Genomic DNA, 15904 nt, shown 5'->3' on the forward strand with positions numbered 1-15904 from the left:
TCAGTCGATGTGATTGGATCAATCGATGCTCAGTACAAGCTTGCCGGTGGTCTCGCCTGCTTCCAGACGTCGATGCGCTTCTGCGGCCTCTGCAACTGGCAGAGTCTTGATATGCGGACGCAGAACGCCTTGTTTCAACATGTCAAACACGGTCGCCATGTCAGAGTTGAAGGCATTGGGGCGATTGGTGAAATAGGTGTAGATATCGCTTACCCGTACCGCGACGGACTTCTGAAAATGCTTCGCCAGATCCTCGGCAAAGCTGCCTGCGGGCGGACCGGCAAGGAACCCGAACAGCACCGCCGTTCCCAGTGGGGCCAGCGCGTCGAGGTCGGATTTCAGGGTGTCCCCAGAGATCGGGTTCAGCGTCAGGTCAACGCCGCGCCCACCGGTGAGTGCCATAACCCGTGCGGCAACTTCCTCTTTGCGGTAATCGATCACGTAGTCCGCACCTTGTTCTTGCGCATAGTTGGTCTTGTAGGTGCTGACCGAGGCGATCACTGTCAGGCCCAGATGTTTCGCGATCTGCAGAGCCATGGTGCCAACGCCGCCAGCGGCGGCATGAACCAGCACCGTTTTTCCAGCCGTAGCTCCGCCCAAATTGACCAGCATGTGATAGGCGGTCATCGCATTCACCGGGATCGATGCAGAGGTTTCGAAGCTGATTTCATCGGCCAGCCGGACCACGTAGGGAGCCCCGATCACAGAATGCGTGCCATAGCCGCCTGCGCCAACCGGACCCATCCAAGCCACGCGGTCACCCACAGTGATTCCGGCAACACCATTGCCTATGGCTTCTACAACCCCGGCGCCTTCAACTCCCGGAACAAGAGGCAGGTCGGGCATCATTCCTTCGGGCATTTCGCCCTGACGAAGGATCGTATCGATAAAGTTTACGGACCCGGCGCGGTTGCGGATTACGACTTCACCCTCGCCCGGCGCAGGTACCGCGAGATCAGTTTCGCGCAAGACCTCTGGCCCGCCGGTCTGAGTGATCTCGATTGCATATGACATGGTGTTCTCCTTCTGTTGAGGAGAAGATAGAGAAAGCAGCGCACAGGGATAATAATTGAAAATAGAACTAATAATCCCATAAATAGGATAATGATCTACAATGACCTAGCCCTGTTCACCGCCGTCGCTAATCACCTCAGCTTCTCCGCAGCTGCCGAGCAACTGGCCATCCCGCTTAGCCGGGTCAGCCGCCGCATTGCGGAGCTTGAGGATCATCTTGGTGCAAAACTGTTTGAGCGCACGACCCGACAGGTGCGCCTGACCGAAGAGGGTCGCCGGCTTCTGGATCGGTGTCAGAATCCGATCGAGGCGCTACAGGAGGCGGCGGGTTTTGCAAATGACACGCGGCGGCATATAATCCGCATCACTGCCCCACCCCTTGCTGCCCGCAAGACCGTTGGCCCACGCTTGCTGGATTTTGCTGAGCAACACCCAGATGTGGAATTTGAACTGACAACGACAAACCTGTTTCTCGACTTCTTTCGCGACAACATCGACCTTGCTTTCAGGGTTGGGCCGCTCTCGAATTCCAACCTCATCGCCAAGAAGCTTTGGTCGATTGATTATTGTTTCTGCGCCGGGACGAAGTTCGTCGAAGATCGTGGTTTACGTGGGCCACTGTCACGGGAAAAGTTACTGACCCTTCCTGCATTGGCGGCAGGACAGTCATGGGTGCTTGAAACCGGTGAGACACTGCAACCGGGACAGATTGTGCATAGCTTAGGTGATCTGGATGTTATCGAGCAGGCGGTTCGTCGCAATCTGGGTATCGCGATGCTGCCGCTAGATATGGTCGGGGGGGACATTCAGCCCTTGCACGTCGAGAATACCATCCCCCTGACCAGAGACATGTTTGCGGTTTATCCCAGCCGCCGCCTATTGCCGGTAAGAGTCAGAAGGCTGATCGACCACATGGCGACCGGCTGAGGTTACCAGTCGATCGGCTTTCCGTCGCGAAAGGAGCCTCCTGTGGGGCCTGCATCGGGCAGGGTTGCGGCCCAGACGACCCCTTCAGCACCTTCGGACACCGGGCGACCACCGCCACCCATGTCTGTCGCCACCCAACCGGGGCAAACGGCGTTGACGAGGATACGCTGCGGCTTTAATTCCGCTGCCGTCTTCAAGGTCAGCGCATTTAACGCCGCTTTCGAGATACCGTAACCCGGTGTCCCTGAGGACATTCCATGAATAGCCCCGGCCCCGGAAGACACGTTCACGATCCGGGCACTGTCGCCCCGCTTCAAGAGCGGCACCGCAGCAATGGTTGTGGCCCAAGGACCAAAGAGGTTGGTCTCAAACGCGCGCTGGACGCGGGCAAGATCGGCGGTATGCGCCCGCTGATCGGTGTCATAATCCACCCCAGCATTGTTCACGAGGATGTCGAGGTAACCATGCTCTGCTTGGATCTTGGTGAATGCAGCCGAGACCGAAGTGGGATCGGCCACGTCCAGCTGAATGGCTTCTGAGTCCTGTCCGATCTGATGTGCAACGGCTTCTCCCTTTGCCAGATCGCGTGATCCAATCAGAACTTTCACCCCGTGATCATGGGTCAGCTGCCGGGCAACCTCTTTCCCAATCCCGCGATTGGCGCCGGTTACAAGAGCAATACGTGGTTTGGTCATTGTGAACCCTTTCACTTTGCGGCTGCGACGCGTTCTCCAGCCTGCCCCACAACAGCGCGGTCACCGGTCTCCCACAGAGGTGTCATGGTCATGGATGTCACAAGCCAGCGGTCATCCGATTTCACCAGATCATAGCTGTACCGTCCGCCCAGCACCCAGAACCCATCCTCAATCCGGTGGGTGGCGGTAAAGTCGGCCTCTACCTTGGCGCTGGCATCGGTCAGTTCGGCGATCGTGTGATTGGTCACCATATGGTGCGTGATTTCGAAGCCGGGCAGGAAGGCGGCCCAACCGGCGATCAATTCATCGGCGGGCTGAGTAACGGGATCGCCACCCCACAGTCCGGTGTAATCGGTGGTGACGGTGTCGGCAAAGGCACCGCGCACGCGGGTCCAATCGTGACGGTCGGCCCCGGCGGCGATGTCGGTGATTGCCTTGCTGATGCCTTGGGCAGTGTCGGCGGGGATCATGTCGGCCATGGCAGTGCCTCCAATCAGGGTTGCGGCCGCGAGGGTTGCGATAAATCCACGGGTCATTTCAGTGTCCTTTCATCGGTTGGCGGAATTGCTTCACTCATTGGCCAAGCGCTCTGGCACAGGTGCCAGTTGGTATTGCGACCAGAAAAAGGTGTTGGCAGCGTCCTGATCAGCACTGAGATTGGTTGCCTCGACGATCTTGCCATTCTCGATCCGGTAGACCAGCGCCCAGATCGTATCGACATTCGGTTTGCCTTCGGCATTGGACCAGCCCCGGTGGATATCAACCACATGGGTTTCATCGGCACCGAAATAGATCGGATCGGCCTGAAATCCGGCCACGCCAAGCTGGGCAAAAAAGGCCAGAACCTCGTCTCGGCCATTCTTGGTACCGCTCAGAGGATGGCGGCCCGGAATGTGCCATTTCACATTTTCGTCCATGACAGCAGCGATCCCGTCGAGTTCATTTGCGCCATAGGCGGCAAAGAAATCCTGGACGACTTTCATGTTGTCTTCGGGTGTTTCGGCCATCGCGGTGCCTCCGATCAGGGATGCGGTTGCAAGGGCTGCGAGAATTTTGCGAGTCATTGGCTTTCCTTCGGGATGAGGAAGTGCCGGGCAGCGTGGCCCAGCACCTACCGGTTCTGTTCAGCCTTCAAGGCCAATGCGGAAATGGTCGGCCACGGTGTCGGCGGCGCGGGTCACATCCTCGGGATTGTCGTAGAAGTCGAACTGGGTCACGTCTTCCAACCACCGAGCGGTGGCCTCGCCAGCAAAGCCTGCCAGGAAGGTTTGCACACCTTGTGGGATGGCGGCGCTTTCCGAGTGCACGATAGCAAGCGGCTTGTCCAAACGTTGCGGGTTGTCGGCAGGATGATAGGTCAGCCAGCCTTCCCAGCCCGCATTGTTCCACTTGTCGTCGTATTCCGGGATCGCGCCGCGGTCGGCTTCGTAATAGTAACCACCGATCGGCATCAACACACCCTCAGCGCCTTCGGGACCAGCAGCGGGGATGATTTCGCCACCCTTGGCTTCGGCGGCATGCGAAACTTCGATCAGGCCCGCAACGCCTTCTTCACCGCCATAAACGGCCTCAACAATCTCTTTGTTGTGCAACCAAGGGGCTACCAAACCAAGGCGATCCACCAGCGGGTTGCCCGCCACAGCGTCGACCATATAGCCAGCAGAGGCACAGATCCCCAGACCGTTGATGTGACCGGCGTCAACCTCGGGCAGCGTTGCTACAAATTCAAATGCAGCCTTGATATCCGATGTTTTGGCCTCGGGGCTTTCTACGAAACGCACGTTGTTTGGAAGGTCCCCGGATTTGCCCCAGCCGCGGAAATCGAAGGTGAAGGCGGCAAAACCACGTTCGGCCATTTCACGGGCATAGTTGGCAGGCATCTGTTCCTGAACCGAGGTCCAGGCACCGGTCACAACGACAGTTGGCAGCGGAGCGTCACCACGTTCTTCTGGCAAGTAGAGCGTACCCGAAAGAACGGCACCTTCGTTCTCGAAAGTCACGGTCCGAGTTTCGACCTGAGCGATGGCAGCAGTGGAGGCCATAAGCCCGGCGGCAGCGGTCAGAGCAAGAGTTTTCACGACTGTATCTCCGTTGATTTGATTGGGCTCCAGCCCGATGACCAAAGAGATACGGCGCACTCGCCAAAATTAATTGCACCTGACTGCCGGGTTTTTGAATGATCCTGCTTCAGACAGGTTTTGCCGCCCGATACGCCCGAGGGGTCTGGCCCACGACCTGTTTGAAGCTGCGTGTGAAATGTGCCTGATCTGCAAATCCACACGCCAGGGCGATGTCACCGAGCGAACGCTCTGCGTCATCCATCATCTTGATGGCCTGCTCGATCCGATAGGCCATGACATATTGCATCGGTGTTGATCCAAGCGTTTCTTTGAACACACGGGCAAAATGTGACTGGCTCATCCCGACCTCTGCGGCCAGTTGATCCACCGTAATCGTCCGATCCAAACGGTTCTGCACATAGGAGAGAACGCGCTGGTAATGCCCTGATGTGAATCGCGCCGAAAGTTCGATCTCGTCAGCGCGGTGTTTCCCGTATTTCTGCAAAAGCTTGACCAGAAACACACGGCTCATTGCTTCGAACATCACAGCCGAGGACATATCGTCTGCCTCAAGCGCGTCCCGCAGGATGACCCCAGCGGCACAGAGGTCGGGGTCGGAAAACTGCGGAAGGTTCCGAAACTGCTGGGGATCCAGCAACATGCCAAGCTCGGATTGCGCAAACTGCTCCACCTTGGCGGGGTCCAGTGTGATCACGATCACGTCCGACTTTTCATGCCACCGCCAGCCAGATCGCATCCCAGCCGGCGTGACGACGATCTCGTCCATCTGGAACGTGAAATCGCGCAGTTCACCATCCCGCCAATTTTGCACGCGATGCGCCTTGGGATTAAGGTTTAGAAGCACGTGATGCTCTTCAAACACCTCTTCCGGCATCTGATCCGGTTCGGCCTGAAAATATCGCACTGACATAAGTCCCGCTGCTGACGGACGCGCCATCGCATCGCTGCTGAGCAGCGGTTCCGAGGGGTAAATGTCGGTGTATCTTAGGGGCAATCCATGAATCCTGAAGTGAAGCTGATAAATTTTCGATGGTTCAAGTAAAAGTGACAAAGCAGCTGAATTTCATCAAGTGATGTCCAAAGACTTCAAGACCAACTGAGAAATTGTTGGTTTTCGAGGATAGAATCCAGCGATAAACTAAAGATGCGGCAGCGGCCACTTTAGCCCGCACCTATCAAATGCCGCGCTATCCTCTAATGGCAGCAATTGGAGATCTATTTGTGGGTGACTTGTTTGGCGAGTAGAGCGTCAACTCAAAAACGCCCGTAATCGCGTCCAGTGCCGATATAGGTGTCATCGAATTCTGGACATCCGGGGTCTGGCATTTTTGACTCAAGGCATCTCATTGCACTTTCGTAAGACTGTGCAGGCCAGGCATCGACAAGTGAGCAACCGTATCGAACCAATGTGATCTCGTAGCCCTGTTCACGATAGGCGACAAAAACATAGTCAATATCGGAGCTTTCGTCCGCGAGGCGGTCAGCAAGGCATCTAACCTTTTCGTCTTCTTCTTTGTTGGGTGCTTTTGGTTCGAATGCCTCGATCATCTGTTCGATTGAGTGAAGCATGTCTATGAAAGACAGCGGCTTTGAAAAAACGAGTGGCCAATCAGTGGAAGACATTGTCGAATAAGCGGCAATCCACCCCTCCGGTCGGCGGGCTGTAACGATGACTCGTTGCATGTGATAGCCGAGGCGTTCTGCAAGGCGTTTTAGTTCTGCTTTTTCATTCGGATCATTGGGCGGGCCATGAGGTACAGGGCGGGCCATTTTTTTGTATCTGGAAAACAAGGCTCTGATGCTCTTACTTACTTGGAAAAATCGCTGTGTGCTGGTTTTTGCAGCCTAACCTTATTGCCGCCACCAGCCTGTTCTTCGGAAGACCTTTCGCGAATTCTATTGATCCTGCTTATGATCCCGCCGGGCTGCCGCCCCAAGACTTCGGAAATAGTTGCGATTGATTGCCCATCAACAAGCATTGCCAATACCTTTTCCTCTTCCGACTTTGTCCAAGGTTTATAAGCATTCCTGTGGGACTTTCGTATGTCGGCAATGACATAGCTCTTTTCTTCGTGAGATGCGTCAAGAACCAACAGTTCCAAGGCAATGTCCCTTAGTGCCTCTGCGACGTCTCGCCCGTCATCGGTTACAATATCTGAGCACGGCACACCGCTGGCGATTAGCCTGGCCCAGGAAATACAATTGTCACTGAGTATCCGCGCCATATTCAACCCCCTAAAGTACTCATTAGTGGTGCCAAAATGGCTCAAGATGTCGGCAGGAATACGACCAATTCTTGGCCGCCTCAAAATCCTCGATGGAAATTTCAACTTGCTCTTCCACAAGTGACGCGATGTCTAAAGCGGCCGTTTGTCAGGCCCGAGCAAATGACCGCTTCGTCCTGCAAAACTGCCATTGGTCGGGCTCGATAATGTAATTGCAGCGAATGGCTTCTTGATGGCTAGACTAAAACGACTCTGATCTTCCAGGTTCATCAGTCACATTAAGGTGTTGATTTTCTTAGTACTTTGGTTTCCTTTGAGCCCGCGAATTGGTGTTTTCTTTTTCATAACATAATTGACAATTTTGGACGCTATTTTACAAAATCGGTCATGATGCAGCCAATAGAACGCAAGCTGGAAATCGTTGTTTTGGTGAGTCCGCATTTTAATGTTTCGGCGACGACATCTTTCGTGGATTCATTCCGAATAGCAAACTATCTGACAGGTTCGGCTCGATTTTCTTGGACCTATGCCTCAGACAACGGTGGTCCAGTTGAGTCTAGTAGTGGCCTGGTCGTTGACACTGCCCCGTTGGCGGACGTGACAGACCACATGCCTTGGCTGGTTCTTGTGAGTACAAGTTGGACACCAGAACGGCATGGGACACGTCAGTTCAAGGTAGCACTTCAAAAATGGGAGTCGGGTGGAGCAATTGTTGTTGGTTTGGACACTGGTGCGATTGTTCTTGCAGCTGCTGGACTACTAAAGGGCAAGACCGCCACTGTTCATTATGAGCATATCGATGCATTTGCAGAAATGGCACAGGACACCACCGTTTCAGAAGACATGATTGTTACGGATGGTAGGATTTTCACGTGCTGTGGGGGATCAGCAGCAACCGATCTGGGTCTGGGATTTGTGCACTCTATCGCTGGTGAAAGTATCGCAAATGCATCTGCACGATATCTGTTTCATCACAATGTGCGCGGTGAAGGCCAGTCTCAGAACCCGAAAGACGTGGAACCGCTTGGGTATGTCACCTCTGGGATAGTCCGGGACGCGATCGATCTAATGGAGGCGCATTTGGAAACGACCCTGTCGATCCCGGAAGTATCAGCGCGTTTGAAGATTTCGCAACGACAACTGAGCCGATTGTTTCAGCAATATGTACACAAGTCGCCAATCGAGTATTACCGTGACATCCGCCTTGATCGAGCGCGCGGATTGGTGACACAGACCGAGTTGAAGTTCAGCGAGATTGCGGAAGCATCAGGGTTCAACGGGCAGGTTCATTTCAGCCGAGCATATCGAAAACGTTTTGGCCTGACACCAAGTGCGGACCGCATTGAAGGCCGTACGCCGTTCGAATTTCGCGCTTGGCCGATGTTCAAGCCTGATATCAAGTCCGAAGGTGTCGCGTAGCCTTTTGCATTGCCGTCAGCATCTTGTCACGTTTCGCTGATAGCTCTTCTGTACTTTGCCCTTGTGTTTGATCCTTAATGCCCGCGACAAGTTTATCGATTACATCCTCATCAAGACGTGGATTGCCCAGATCGTCCCACCAGCCATTAAATGTGTCTTTGAAATGGTCACAGAAGGCCTGCAGACCACCGTCGCCTGCACCCAGATGAAAAAGGGTCGTCGGACCCATCGCGGCCCAGCGCAGTCCCGGGCCAGCCCACATCGCTTTGTCGATATCTTCAACACTGGCAACACCTTCGACCGCCATATGGACGGCCTCGCGCCACACCGCGGCTTGCAACCGGTTCGCGACATGCCCGGGCATGCCCTTCTTTATCCGGATCGTGACTTTACCAATGTTCTTGTAGAACGCCTCCGTGCGGTCCAAGACATCTGAACCGGTGAAGTCATTCGCTGTCAGCTCGACCAGAGGGATGAGATGTGGCGGGTTAAACGGATGACCTAAGATCAGTTTGCTCGGATCGCGCCATCCCTGTTGCAAAGCCTCAAGCGTCAGGCCGGAAGTTGAGCTTGAAACTATTGCATCTAAATCCAAGTCTGACTCAATTTCAGCATAGATCGAATGCTTAATCGGCAACCTCTCTGGCACGTTCTCCTGAATGAATTGAGCGTCTCGCACGGCCTCAGCAGCGGTCGGCACAAAAGTGATCGCATCAGCAGTAGCGTGATCTGTTTGGCCCAGTTCCTCTAACGCTGGCCACGCTTTTTCGATGTACCGACGGACCGATACTTCTGCGTTCGGGTCGGGATCATAGACGGTCACACTACGACCCGAGGCGAGAAACAGCGCGGCCCAACTTGCCCCGATGACACCTGCTCCAAGGATGGCAGTTCTTTCAATTTCTGACATTAAAATAGTCCTGGGTTAAGGGGGGAGGCTGCCGTCATGCCCCCGTCCACGGTAAACAACTGTCCGGTCGCAAAAGACGAGTCATCCGATGCCAACCAAAGGGCCATCGCAGCGATGTCGGCGGGCTTGCCAAAGCGTTTGACCGCGTGGCGAGCCAGCGCATCTGATTTAGCCTTTTCCGGGTCTTGGGCAAGATCGAACCCTGCGTCCAACATGCCCGTTTCAATCCATCCCGGGCAGATCGCATTGCAACGCACCGCCGGTCCATGGTCCACCGCGATCGAACGTGTTAGCCCATGTACAAAAGCTTTTGACGCGTTGTAGAGCGCCATAGATGGATCAGCGACATTGCCCGAGATCGAACCGATATTGATGATCGAGCCACCGTGTGACATTTCCGGAATGAAGGCGCGACAACAGTTAAAAACGCCTCGTGCGTTTACTCCCATCACCAGATCCCAATCCGCATCCGAGCTTTCGGTAACTGTTTTCTCAACCTGAACGCCGGCGTTATTTACAAGGATATCTGTCCCTCCGACTGTTCTGACGATTTGTGCAACCGCTTCGGGATCGCGAACATCCAACGTGTACCAATTCACGTTTTCCGGCAGATCATCTGGTTGAGGACCACGCCCGCAGGTAGTGACAGCGGCCCCTTCGGTTACGAACGCCTCAACGATACCGCGCCCGATGCCCTGCTTGCCGCCTGTCACAAAGGCGCGTTTGCCAGCCAACCGCATCAGTGTGCCACCATGACGTGACGGATCGCAGTGTAGGCGTCCAGCGCATAGACCGACATATCGCTGCCCGTGCCCGAACCCTTCATAGCGGCCCATGGCATCTCAGGGGTCGCGACCCCATGCGTGTTCACCCACGTAAACCCATAACGCAGCTTGGACGTCATTTTCATCGCGCGCCCGACATCACGTGTCCAGACCGACGAGGCCAACCCGTAGGGGCCGTCGTTTGCGGTCTTCAGCGCTTCTTCGGCGTCAGAAAACCGGGATATGGTGACGACAGGGCCAAAGACCTCATTACAAGCAAGCTCGGCATTGTTGTCGACATTGGCGACAACAGTCGGCTGGTAGAAAAACCCGTTTTCTTCGCCGAAGGCCCCACCGGCAACAATTTCAGAACTGTTGCGCGCACGATCCACAAAACCCGCAACACGATCCCGCTGAGCCGCTGAAACAAGCGGGCCCATTTCTGTTCCTTCGGCTTTCGGTTCACCAACTTGAATCTGACCGACCTGATCAGCAATGGCGGCAACAAGCTTGTCGTAAACCTTGTCTGCAACCATCACGCGGCAAGGCTGTGCGCAGTCCTGACCAGCATTGAAGTAACTGCCATATCGGATCGTCTCGGCCACAGAATTCAGATCAGCATCATCAAAGACTATGACCGGCGCCTTGCCGCCCAACTCCAGGTGAACGTGTTTGATTTTCTGGGAAGCAGCCCGCATTGCAGCCATGCCTGTCGCCGGAGAACCCGTGACACTGATCCCTTCCATCTTTGGGCTGTTCATCAAGGTATTGCCCACGCTGGGGCCCCGGCCATGGATCACATTCAGCACACCTTTTGGCGCAACGTCTTGCAACAATTCGGCCAGTCGCAGAGTGGATAGCGGCGTAATCTCGGACGGTTTCAACACGACAGAACATCCTGCCGCGATAGGTGCGGCAATCTTCCAGGACGCCATCATCAGCGGGTAGTTCCACGGGGCGATGGCTGCGACTGGGCCTATTGGATCACGCCGGATCATCGAAGTATGACCCGCGACATATTCACCAGAAGCGGACCCCATCATGGTGCGCGCAGCACCCGCGAAGAAGCGAAAGACATCAATTGTTAGCGGCATTTCATCATCATGAGCCGATGGCCAGGGTTTTCCCACATCAAGGCTTTCAAGTTCTGCTAACTCTTGGCTGTTTGCCTCAATTACATCGGCTATCCGAAGCAAGATCGCAGAGCGTTCAGCAGGGGTCGTAACCGAAAAGGTTTCAAAAGCCTCTGCTGAGCTTCGCACTGCCGCCTCGATCTGTGCTTCGCTGGCTTCTTTTACTGTGCCAATAACCTCTCCTGTTGCAGGGTTCAGGATATCCAAGGCTTCTCCGGTACCTTCCACCATTTCGCCGTTGATCAGCATTTTCGTCTGCATGTGCCTCTCCTTAGAACCCAACTTGATCGCCGCCTTTTAGTGCAAGCCGCATGCGCGCTTCAGCTGGCGTCGCGACCGTAAGGCCAAGGTTTTCAACGATTGATCGGATGCGCGTGACTTGTTCGGCATTGGATTTTGCCAACTCTCCTTTGCCTATGAACAGGCTGTCTTCGAGACCCACCCGCAGGTTGCCACCCCGCATGGCACTTTGGGTCGCGAAAGGCATTTGGTGACGACCAGCGCCAAGAACGGACCATTCGTAATTCTCGGCCCCGAACAGCTTATCGGCTGTGTTGTGCATGTGGGTCAGATGGTCAGCATCTGCGCCAATGCCACCCAGAATTCCAAAGACCATCTGAATAAAAAATGGCGGTTTGATCAGGCCCTGATCCACGAACCATTTGACGTTGTACAGATGGCCAATGTCATAGCATTCGAACTCGAACCTGGTTCCATGATCGCCTCCAAGCTTTTCAATGGCGTAACGAATTGTTTTGAAGGTGTTGGGAAAGATGAAGTTCTCTGTCATTTCCAGAAATGGCTGTTCCCAGTCGTGCTGAAACTCACTGTATTTTTGCAGCATCGGAAAGATGCCAAAGTTCATGGACCCCATGTTGAGCGATGCCATTTCCGGGCTGGTCGAGGTCGCCGCCAGCAGCCGCTCATCAATTGACATCCCCAAACCACCGCCCGTCGAGACATTCATCACCACATCAGTGGACTGCTTGATTACAGGTAGAAACTGCTTGAACAGCTCAGGTCGGGGATCGGGTTTTCCGGTTTCGGGATGTCGTGCGTGCAAGTGAATGATCGATGCGCCTGCCTGCGCTGCTTCAATGCTGGCCGCCGCGATCTCGGCGGGCGTTATCGGCAGGTGCGGTGACATCGACGGTGTATGGATGCCCCCCGTTGGCGCGCAGGTGATGATGACGGGCTTGGGCATCAGAGCTTCATCTGCTGCACTTGTGCAGACAGCCCCCCATCCAACACCCACAACTGACCGGAGGCATAGCGCGCTTCGTCCGAAGCAAGCCAGTTGACCAGATTTGCAATATCCTCGGGCGTCCCGTAGGTGCGCATCGGATGAACATCACGCACAGCCTTTTGCAGTGTCTCAATGTTGCCACCGCCTCCGCCAGATCCATCGCCGTTGAAGAAGCTCTGCAACATCGGAGTGTCGATGTAGCCCGGGCAGATGGCGTTCACGCGGATGCCTTCAGGGCCGTGATCGCAAGCCATTGCACGGGTCAAAGCATGAACTGCCCCCTTGGTTGCGCAATAAGCCGCAAGCCCTGGGTCAGCAATGAAGCCGTCATAGGACCCGAAGTTGATAAGGCTTGCGCTGTTCCCCGTTTTCGCTGCTTCACGCATCAACGGAATGGCATATTTCGAGGTCAGAAAAGTACCCGTGGAATTGACCGCAAAGCTTTGGTTCCATTCCTCCAAAGTGGTTTCTTCTACCGTTTTTTCGATTTCGATCCCGGCAGCGTTCACAAGGATATCCAGTTTGCCGTGCGCCGCGCGCACATGATCCATTGCGGCTATCGCGTCTGCCTCTTGCGTCACATCCAGTTTAACAAAATGACTGCCATCGTCATCGTGCTGATCTAACGACCCTTCCGGGGTGAGGTCAGCGGCAAATACAATTGCACCTTCTTTCAGGAAGCGAGTGACAATCGCGCGACCGATACCTCCGCGCGCCCCGGTCACTAGGGCAATTTTTCCGTTCAGCATCATCGACTTCAGTCCTTCAAAGGCGGATAGCGATAGCGGCTTGCGGCCACAGTCCAATCCATGTTGTTGCGTACATACTGCTGGCTTGCATCAGACGGAGGGTTATAATCCCATGGCTCACTGGCACCTGCTTCTATCGCGGCATGTAACGCGCGGCGGGATTTTTGTGTCGCGATAATCTTTCTTCGCAAATCATTGCCGTCCCAACGCTCGGCGACTTCAGCAGCAAACCGATCTGCCGCGTCAGCGTAGCCTGGGTCCGCAGCGAGGTTCTTCGTTTCCATCGGATCAGCGCTCAGGTCATAGAGCTGCGGCGGGTCGCTATCACAATGAATGTACTTCAAGGGTCCGCGCCGGATCATGATCACTGGATAGCCCGTCATTTCGGCACAATATTCACTGATGGCCTCATCAATTGGGTCGCCCTCGCCCCGGGCCAAAGGCATCAGGCTGCGACCATCGGTCGGTTCTCCAAGCATCGTCTCATCACCGCCCCCAATGTCGATGAATGTTGGCAGCAGATCGACGAGCGACACCGCATTTTGCGCGGTCCCAACTGCAATGCCCGGCCCGGCCATGACCAGTGGAACTCGCGCGGAGTGTTCGAAGAAATTCATTTTGTACCACAGCCCACGTTCGCCCAGCATGTCGCCATGGTCGGCTGTGACAATCACTATGGTGTTGTCCAACTCGCCCGTCTCTTCGAGGGTTTGAACAAGCTCTCCGATTTTGCTGTCGAAGTAACTGACGTTCGCCAAATAAGCGTGACGCGCGCGCCGTATTTCCGCATCGGTGAGCGGCACGTAGGATGCTTCGATCCCATCCATCAATCGGCGAGAAAACGGGTCCTGATCTTCTAGCGCGGGGACAAACGCGGGCATGTCAATGTCATCATCCGCGTACAGGTTCCACCATTCTGGTCGCGCCACATATGGATCGTGCGGGTGAATGAAGCTTGCCACCATCGCAAAAGGCGCGTCGTTGCCAAGCGCTTTGTCGCGGGCCGCATCGAACAGCCAGCGTTTGGCGGCAAAGCCAACCTCGTCGTCATAGTCGATCTGGAATGTAGCATGGGCCATACCACTTTCCTTGACCGTCTGCATGTTGTGATACCATTTGTCGATCCGCTCGTCGGGGGCCTCCCAATCCGGGGTCCACGCGAAATCTGCGGGATAGATATCTGTCGTTACCCTGTCTTCGAAGCCGTGCATTTGATCCGGGCCAACAAAATGCATCTTGCCTGAAAGGCAGGTCCGGTAGCCTAGCGATTTGAGGTAATGCGCAAATGTCGGCACCGAAGCCTTGAACTCGGACGCGTTATCATAAGCTGCGATGCGGCTGATATGCTGACCCGACATAAAGGCAAATCGTGAAGGCGCACAGAGAGGAGAATTGCAGTAAGCCGCATCAAAGCGCATGCCGCGTGCAGCCAGCGCATCAAGATGCGGCGTTTGTGCGACCTTGTGTCCGTAAGCCCCTGTGAAATGAGGGGCCAGCTGGTCCGCCATGATCACAAGGATATTTGGCCGCGTCACGCAGCACCTGTTGCATAAGCATCCAGTACCAAACCATGGAAGTGATGCACGGCGTGCTCGGACTTGCCGGAGCCATCCGGGTCATTGACGATCCGGCCCTGGGTAAACGCAGGCGTATTCATCCCACGCTGCACACTTTCGACAAGGCTGATATCTTCAACCTGAAGTACTTCGTCCAGATAGCGAATTGCATCCAGCTCCATCGCGTCAGGTTCCGGGGTCTCGAGGAAGAAGTCATAAGTTTCTAGCGTTCTGTCCGGTCCAACAGGGATGATGTTCAACACGATCATGCTGGAGCGTCCGGGATATCGCATCAGGCAGGTGGTAGGATATAGCCACCAAACCGCATGGGTTTTCACAGTGGCATTCGACACATCATAGGCGGTGTTTGGACTGGTGCCCGCGTCCGCCATATGGCTGGAGTAGATACCGTAGGTTGTGACCTTGTAGGTATCCATATCCACGAGGTCACAAAAATCCTTATGTGCCGTAGGGCAATGATAGCACTCTAGGAAGTTGTCCACGACGTTCTTCCAGTTCGATTTGATGTCATAGGTCAGACGGTGGCCGAACGTGAGTTGATCCACATCCGGCGCCCAATGCCGCACCTCGGTTTCCAGGTTTCCGGATTGCTCTGACAAAGAAGCAGCAGTCGGATCCAAATTGACGAAAACAAAGCCGCAGAATTCTTCAACCTGCACTTCGTCGAGGCAAATCTCATCCTTGTTGAAGTCTTCGAGGTTTTCGGTATGTGGCGCTCGCGCCAATTGCCCGTCAAGCTTATAGACCCAAGCATGATAGGGGCACATAATTCGTGTGGTATTGCCTTCACCCGATAGCAGTTCATGCGCACGGTGTTTGCAAACGTTGTAAAAGGCACGAAGCTTACCTTCTTTGTCACGCACAGCCGCTATAGGTTGACCGGCAATATCCACCGTCACATAGGCGCCCGGCTCGCGTGTTTTTTCGCCATGGCACACCCATTGCCAAGTCTTGGAGAGAATGAAGCGAAGGTCAGCGTCAAACCACTTGCCCTCGGTGTATGCAGCAGCCTGCAACGAACTCGAGCGCGATGGATCAGCGTGATAACCAAAGGAAATTGTTTCTGAATCAGCCATATTGCCCCTCCCAAGTAAGGTTAATTCTATTTCGAGTGAGATTCGGAGCTATGCCTTTTCAGCCGGCGTTTTGATTATTTTCGCCAAG

17 protein-coding genes are annotated in these 15904 nt (G+C 54.8%); 2 read left to right on the plus strand and 15 right to left on the minus strand.

What is annotated here, in order from left to right:
* Nucleotides 1-18 precede the first annotated feature (18 nt).
* The gene (locus ACR0NA_RS07920) at nt 19-1014 is read right to left on the minus strand and encodes a quinone oxidoreductase family protein (protein WP_480727700.1); all 996 of its coding nucleotides are present in this window, start codon (nt 1012-1014) and stop codon (nt 19-21) included.
* A 90-nt stretch (nt 1015-1104) separates the two neighbouring features.
* Between ACR0NA_RS07920 and ACR0NA_RS07925 the strand changes: the two genes are divergently transcribed.
* A complete protein-coding gene (locus tag ACR0NA_RS07925; protein ID WP_480727702.1) occupies nt 1105-1941 on the plus strand; it encodes a LysR family transcriptional regulator in 837 nt (278 codons plus the stop codon).
* A 2-nt stretch (nt 1942-1943) separates the two neighbouring features.
* Here the strand turns inward: ACR0NA_RS07925 and ACR0NA_RS07930 are convergent, their stop codons facing one another.
* The 7 genes from ACR0NA_RS07930 to ACR0NA_RS07960 form a co-directional block, all read right to left on the minus strand.
* A complete protein-coding gene (locus tag ACR0NA_RS07930; protein WP_480727704.1) occupies nt 1944-2636 on the minus strand; it encodes an SDR family oxidoreductase in 693 nt (230 codons plus the stop codon).
* Between the two features lie 11 nt (nt 2637-2647).
* Nucleotides 2648-3172 (minus strand): nuclear transport factor 2 family protein, encoded by a 525-nt coding sequence (locus ACR0NA_RS07935; RefSeq protein ID WP_480727706.1) that lies wholly within the window; start codon nt 3170-3172, stop codon nt 2648-2650.
* 33 nt (nt 3173-3205) lie between these two features.
* Complete coding sequence (locus ACR0NA_RS07940; protein WP_480727708.1) at nt 3206-3700, minus strand: nuclear transport factor 2 family protein; 495 nt, start codon at nt 3698-3700, stop codon at nt 3206-3208.
* 60 nt (nt 3701-3760) lie between these two features.
* On the minus strand, nt 3761-4714 hold the full coding sequence (locus ACR0NA_RS07945) for an alpha/beta hydrolase (RefSeq protein ID WP_480727710.1): 954 nt from the start codon (nt 4712-4714) through the stop codon (nt 3761-3763).
* Nucleotides 4715-4823: 109 nt separating this feature from the next.
* Complete coding sequence (locus ACR0NA_RS07950; protein WP_480727712.1) at nt 4824-5711, minus strand: AraC family transcriptional regulator; 888 nt, start codon at nt 5709-5711, stop codon at nt 4824-4826.
* Nucleotides 5712-5971: 260 nt separating this feature from the next.
* Entirely contained in the window at nt 5972-6487 is a 516-nt protein-coding gene (locus ACR0NA_RS07955; RefSeq protein WP_480727714.1) for a hypothetical protein, read from the minus strand.
* A gap of 38 nt (nt 6488-6525) precedes the next feature.
* The gene (locus tag ACR0NA_RS07960; RefSeq protein ID WP_480727716.1) at nt 6526-6942 is read right to left on the minus strand and encodes a hypothetical protein; all 417 of its coding nucleotides are present in this window, start codon (nt 6940-6942) and stop codon (nt 6526-6528) included.
* 303 nt (nt 6943-7245) lie between these two features.
* Between ACR0NA_RS07960 and ACR0NA_RS07965 the strand changes: the two genes are divergently transcribed.
* Nucleotides 7246-8361 carry a GlxA family transcriptional regulator gene (locus tag ACR0NA_RS07965; protein ID WP_480727718.1) on the plus strand — a complete coding sequence of 372 codons (1116 nt, stop codon included), beginning with the start codon at nt 7246-7248 and terminating at the stop codon, nt 8359-8361.
* On the opposite strand, the gene ACR0NA_RS07970 is transcribed toward ACR0NA_RS07965, so the two are convergent.
* The 7 genes from ACR0NA_RS07970 to ACR0NA_RS08000 are packed head-to-tail and all read right to left on the minus strand — an operon-like array spanning nt 8339 to nt 15816.
* Nucleotides 8339-9271: a 3-hydroxyacyl-CoA dehydrogenase NAD-binding domain-containing protein gene (locus ACR0NA_RS07970; RefSeq protein WP_480727720.1), complete on the minus strand. Its 933-nt coding sequence runs from the start codon at nt 9269-9271 to the stop codon at nt 8339-8341. The two genes, ACR0NA_RS07965 and ACR0NA_RS07970, sit on opposite strands and share 23 nt — an antisense overlap.
* Nucleotides 9271-10011 (minus strand): SDR family NAD(P)-dependent oxidoreductase, encoded by a 741-nt coding sequence (locus ACR0NA_RS07975; protein WP_480727722.1) that lies wholly within the window; start codon nt 10009-10011, stop codon nt 9271-9273. The genes ACR0NA_RS07970 and ACR0NA_RS07975 overlap by 1 nt, the downstream gene beginning before the upstream one ends.
* Complete coding sequence (locus tag ACR0NA_RS07980; RefSeq protein ID WP_480727725.1) at nt 10011-11429, minus strand: gamma-aminobutyraldehyde dehydrogenase; 1419 nt, start codon at nt 11427-11429, stop codon at nt 10011-10013. The genes ACR0NA_RS07975 and ACR0NA_RS07980 overlap by 1 nt, the downstream gene beginning before the upstream one ends.
* Nucleotides 11430-11439: 10 nt before the next feature.
* Nucleotides 11440-12372: a 3,5-dioxohexanoate:acetyl-CoA acetone transferase gene (gene kce, locus ACR0NA_RS07985; RefSeq protein WP_480727727.1), complete on the minus strand. Its 933-nt coding sequence runs from the start codon at nt 12370-12372 to the stop codon at nt 11440-11442.
* A complete protein-coding gene (locus ACR0NA_RS07990; protein ID WP_480727731.1) occupies nt 12372-13163 on the minus strand; it encodes an SDR family NAD(P)-dependent oxidoreductase in 792 nt (263 codons plus the stop codon). Before ACR0NA_RS07990 ends, kce begins: the two co-directional genes overlap by 1 nt.
* Nucleotides 13164-13171: 8 nt before the next feature.
* Complete coding sequence (betC, locus tag ACR0NA_RS07995) at nt 13172-14698, minus strand: choline-sulfatase (RefSeq protein WP_480727733.1); 1527 nt, start codon at nt 14696-14698, stop codon at nt 13172-13174.
* Nucleotides 14695-15816, minus strand: coding sequence for an aromatic ring-hydroxylating oxygenase subunit alpha (locus tag ACR0NA_RS08000; RefSeq protein WP_480727736.1), 1122 nt, complete (start codon nt 15814-15816; stop codon nt 14695-14697). The genes betC and ACR0NA_RS08000 overlap by 4 nt, the downstream gene beginning before the upstream one ends.
* Nucleotides 15817-15904 lie beyond the last annotated feature (88 nt).

The sequence above is a fragment of the Ruegeria sp. C11 genome, assembly GCF_056537725.1.

Excerpts from the sequence above, each read along its gene's own strand:
- ACR0NA_RS07920 (WP_480727700.1), bottom strand. The coding sequence starts at position 1,014 with ATGTCATATGCAATCGAGATCACTCAGACCGGCGGGCCAGAGGTCTTG.
- ACR0NA_RS07925 (WP_480727702.1), top strand. The coding sequence starts at position 1,105 with ATGATCTACAATGACCTAGCCCTGTTCACCGCCGTCGCTAATCACCTC.
- ACR0NA_RS07930 (WP_480727704.1), bottom strand. The coding sequence starts at position 2,636 with ATGACCAAACCACGTATTGCTCTTGTAACCGGCGCCAATCGCGGGATT.
- ACR0NA_RS07935 (WP_480727706.1), bottom strand. The coding sequence starts at position 3,172 with ATGACCCGTGGATTTATCGCAACCCTCGCGGCCGCAACCCTGATTGGA.
- ACR0NA_RS07940 (WP_480727708.1), bottom strand. The coding sequence starts at position 3,700 with ATGACTCGCAAAATTCTCGCAGCCCTTGCAACCGCATCCCTGATCGGA.
- ACR0NA_RS07955 (WP_480727714.1), bottom strand. The coding sequence starts at position 6,487 with ATGGCCCGCCCTGTACCTCATGGCCCGCCCAATGATCCGAATGAAAAA.
- ACR0NA_RS07960 (WP_480727716.1), bottom strand. The coding sequence starts at position 6,942 with ATGGCGCGGATACTCAGTGACAATTGTATTTCCTGGGCCAGGCTAATC.
- ACR0NA_RS07970 (WP_480727720.1), bottom strand. The coding sequence starts at position 9,271 with ATGTCAGAAATTGAAAGAACTGCCATCCTTGGAGCAGGTGTCATCGGG.
- ACR0NA_RS07975 (WP_480727722.1), bottom strand. The coding sequence starts at position 10,011 with ATGCGGTTGGCTGGCAAACGCGCCTTTGTGACAGGCGGCAAGCAGGGC.
- ACR0NA_RS07980 (WP_480727725.1), bottom strand. The coding sequence starts at position 11,429 with ATGCAGACGAAAATGCTGATCAACGGCGAAATGGTGGAAGGTACCGGA.
- kce (WP_480727727.1), bottom strand. The coding sequence starts at position 12,372 with ATGCCCAAGCCCGTCATCATCACCTGCGCGCCAACGGGGGGCATCCAT.
- ACR0NA_RS07990 (WP_480727731.1), bottom strand. The coding sequence starts at position 13,163 with ATGCTGAACGGAAAAATTGCCCTAGTGACCGGGGCGCGCGGAGGTATC.
- ACR0NA_RS08000 (WP_480727736.1), bottom strand. The coding sequence starts at position 15,816 with ATGGCTGATTCAGAAACAATTTCCTTTGGTTATCACGCTGATCCATCG.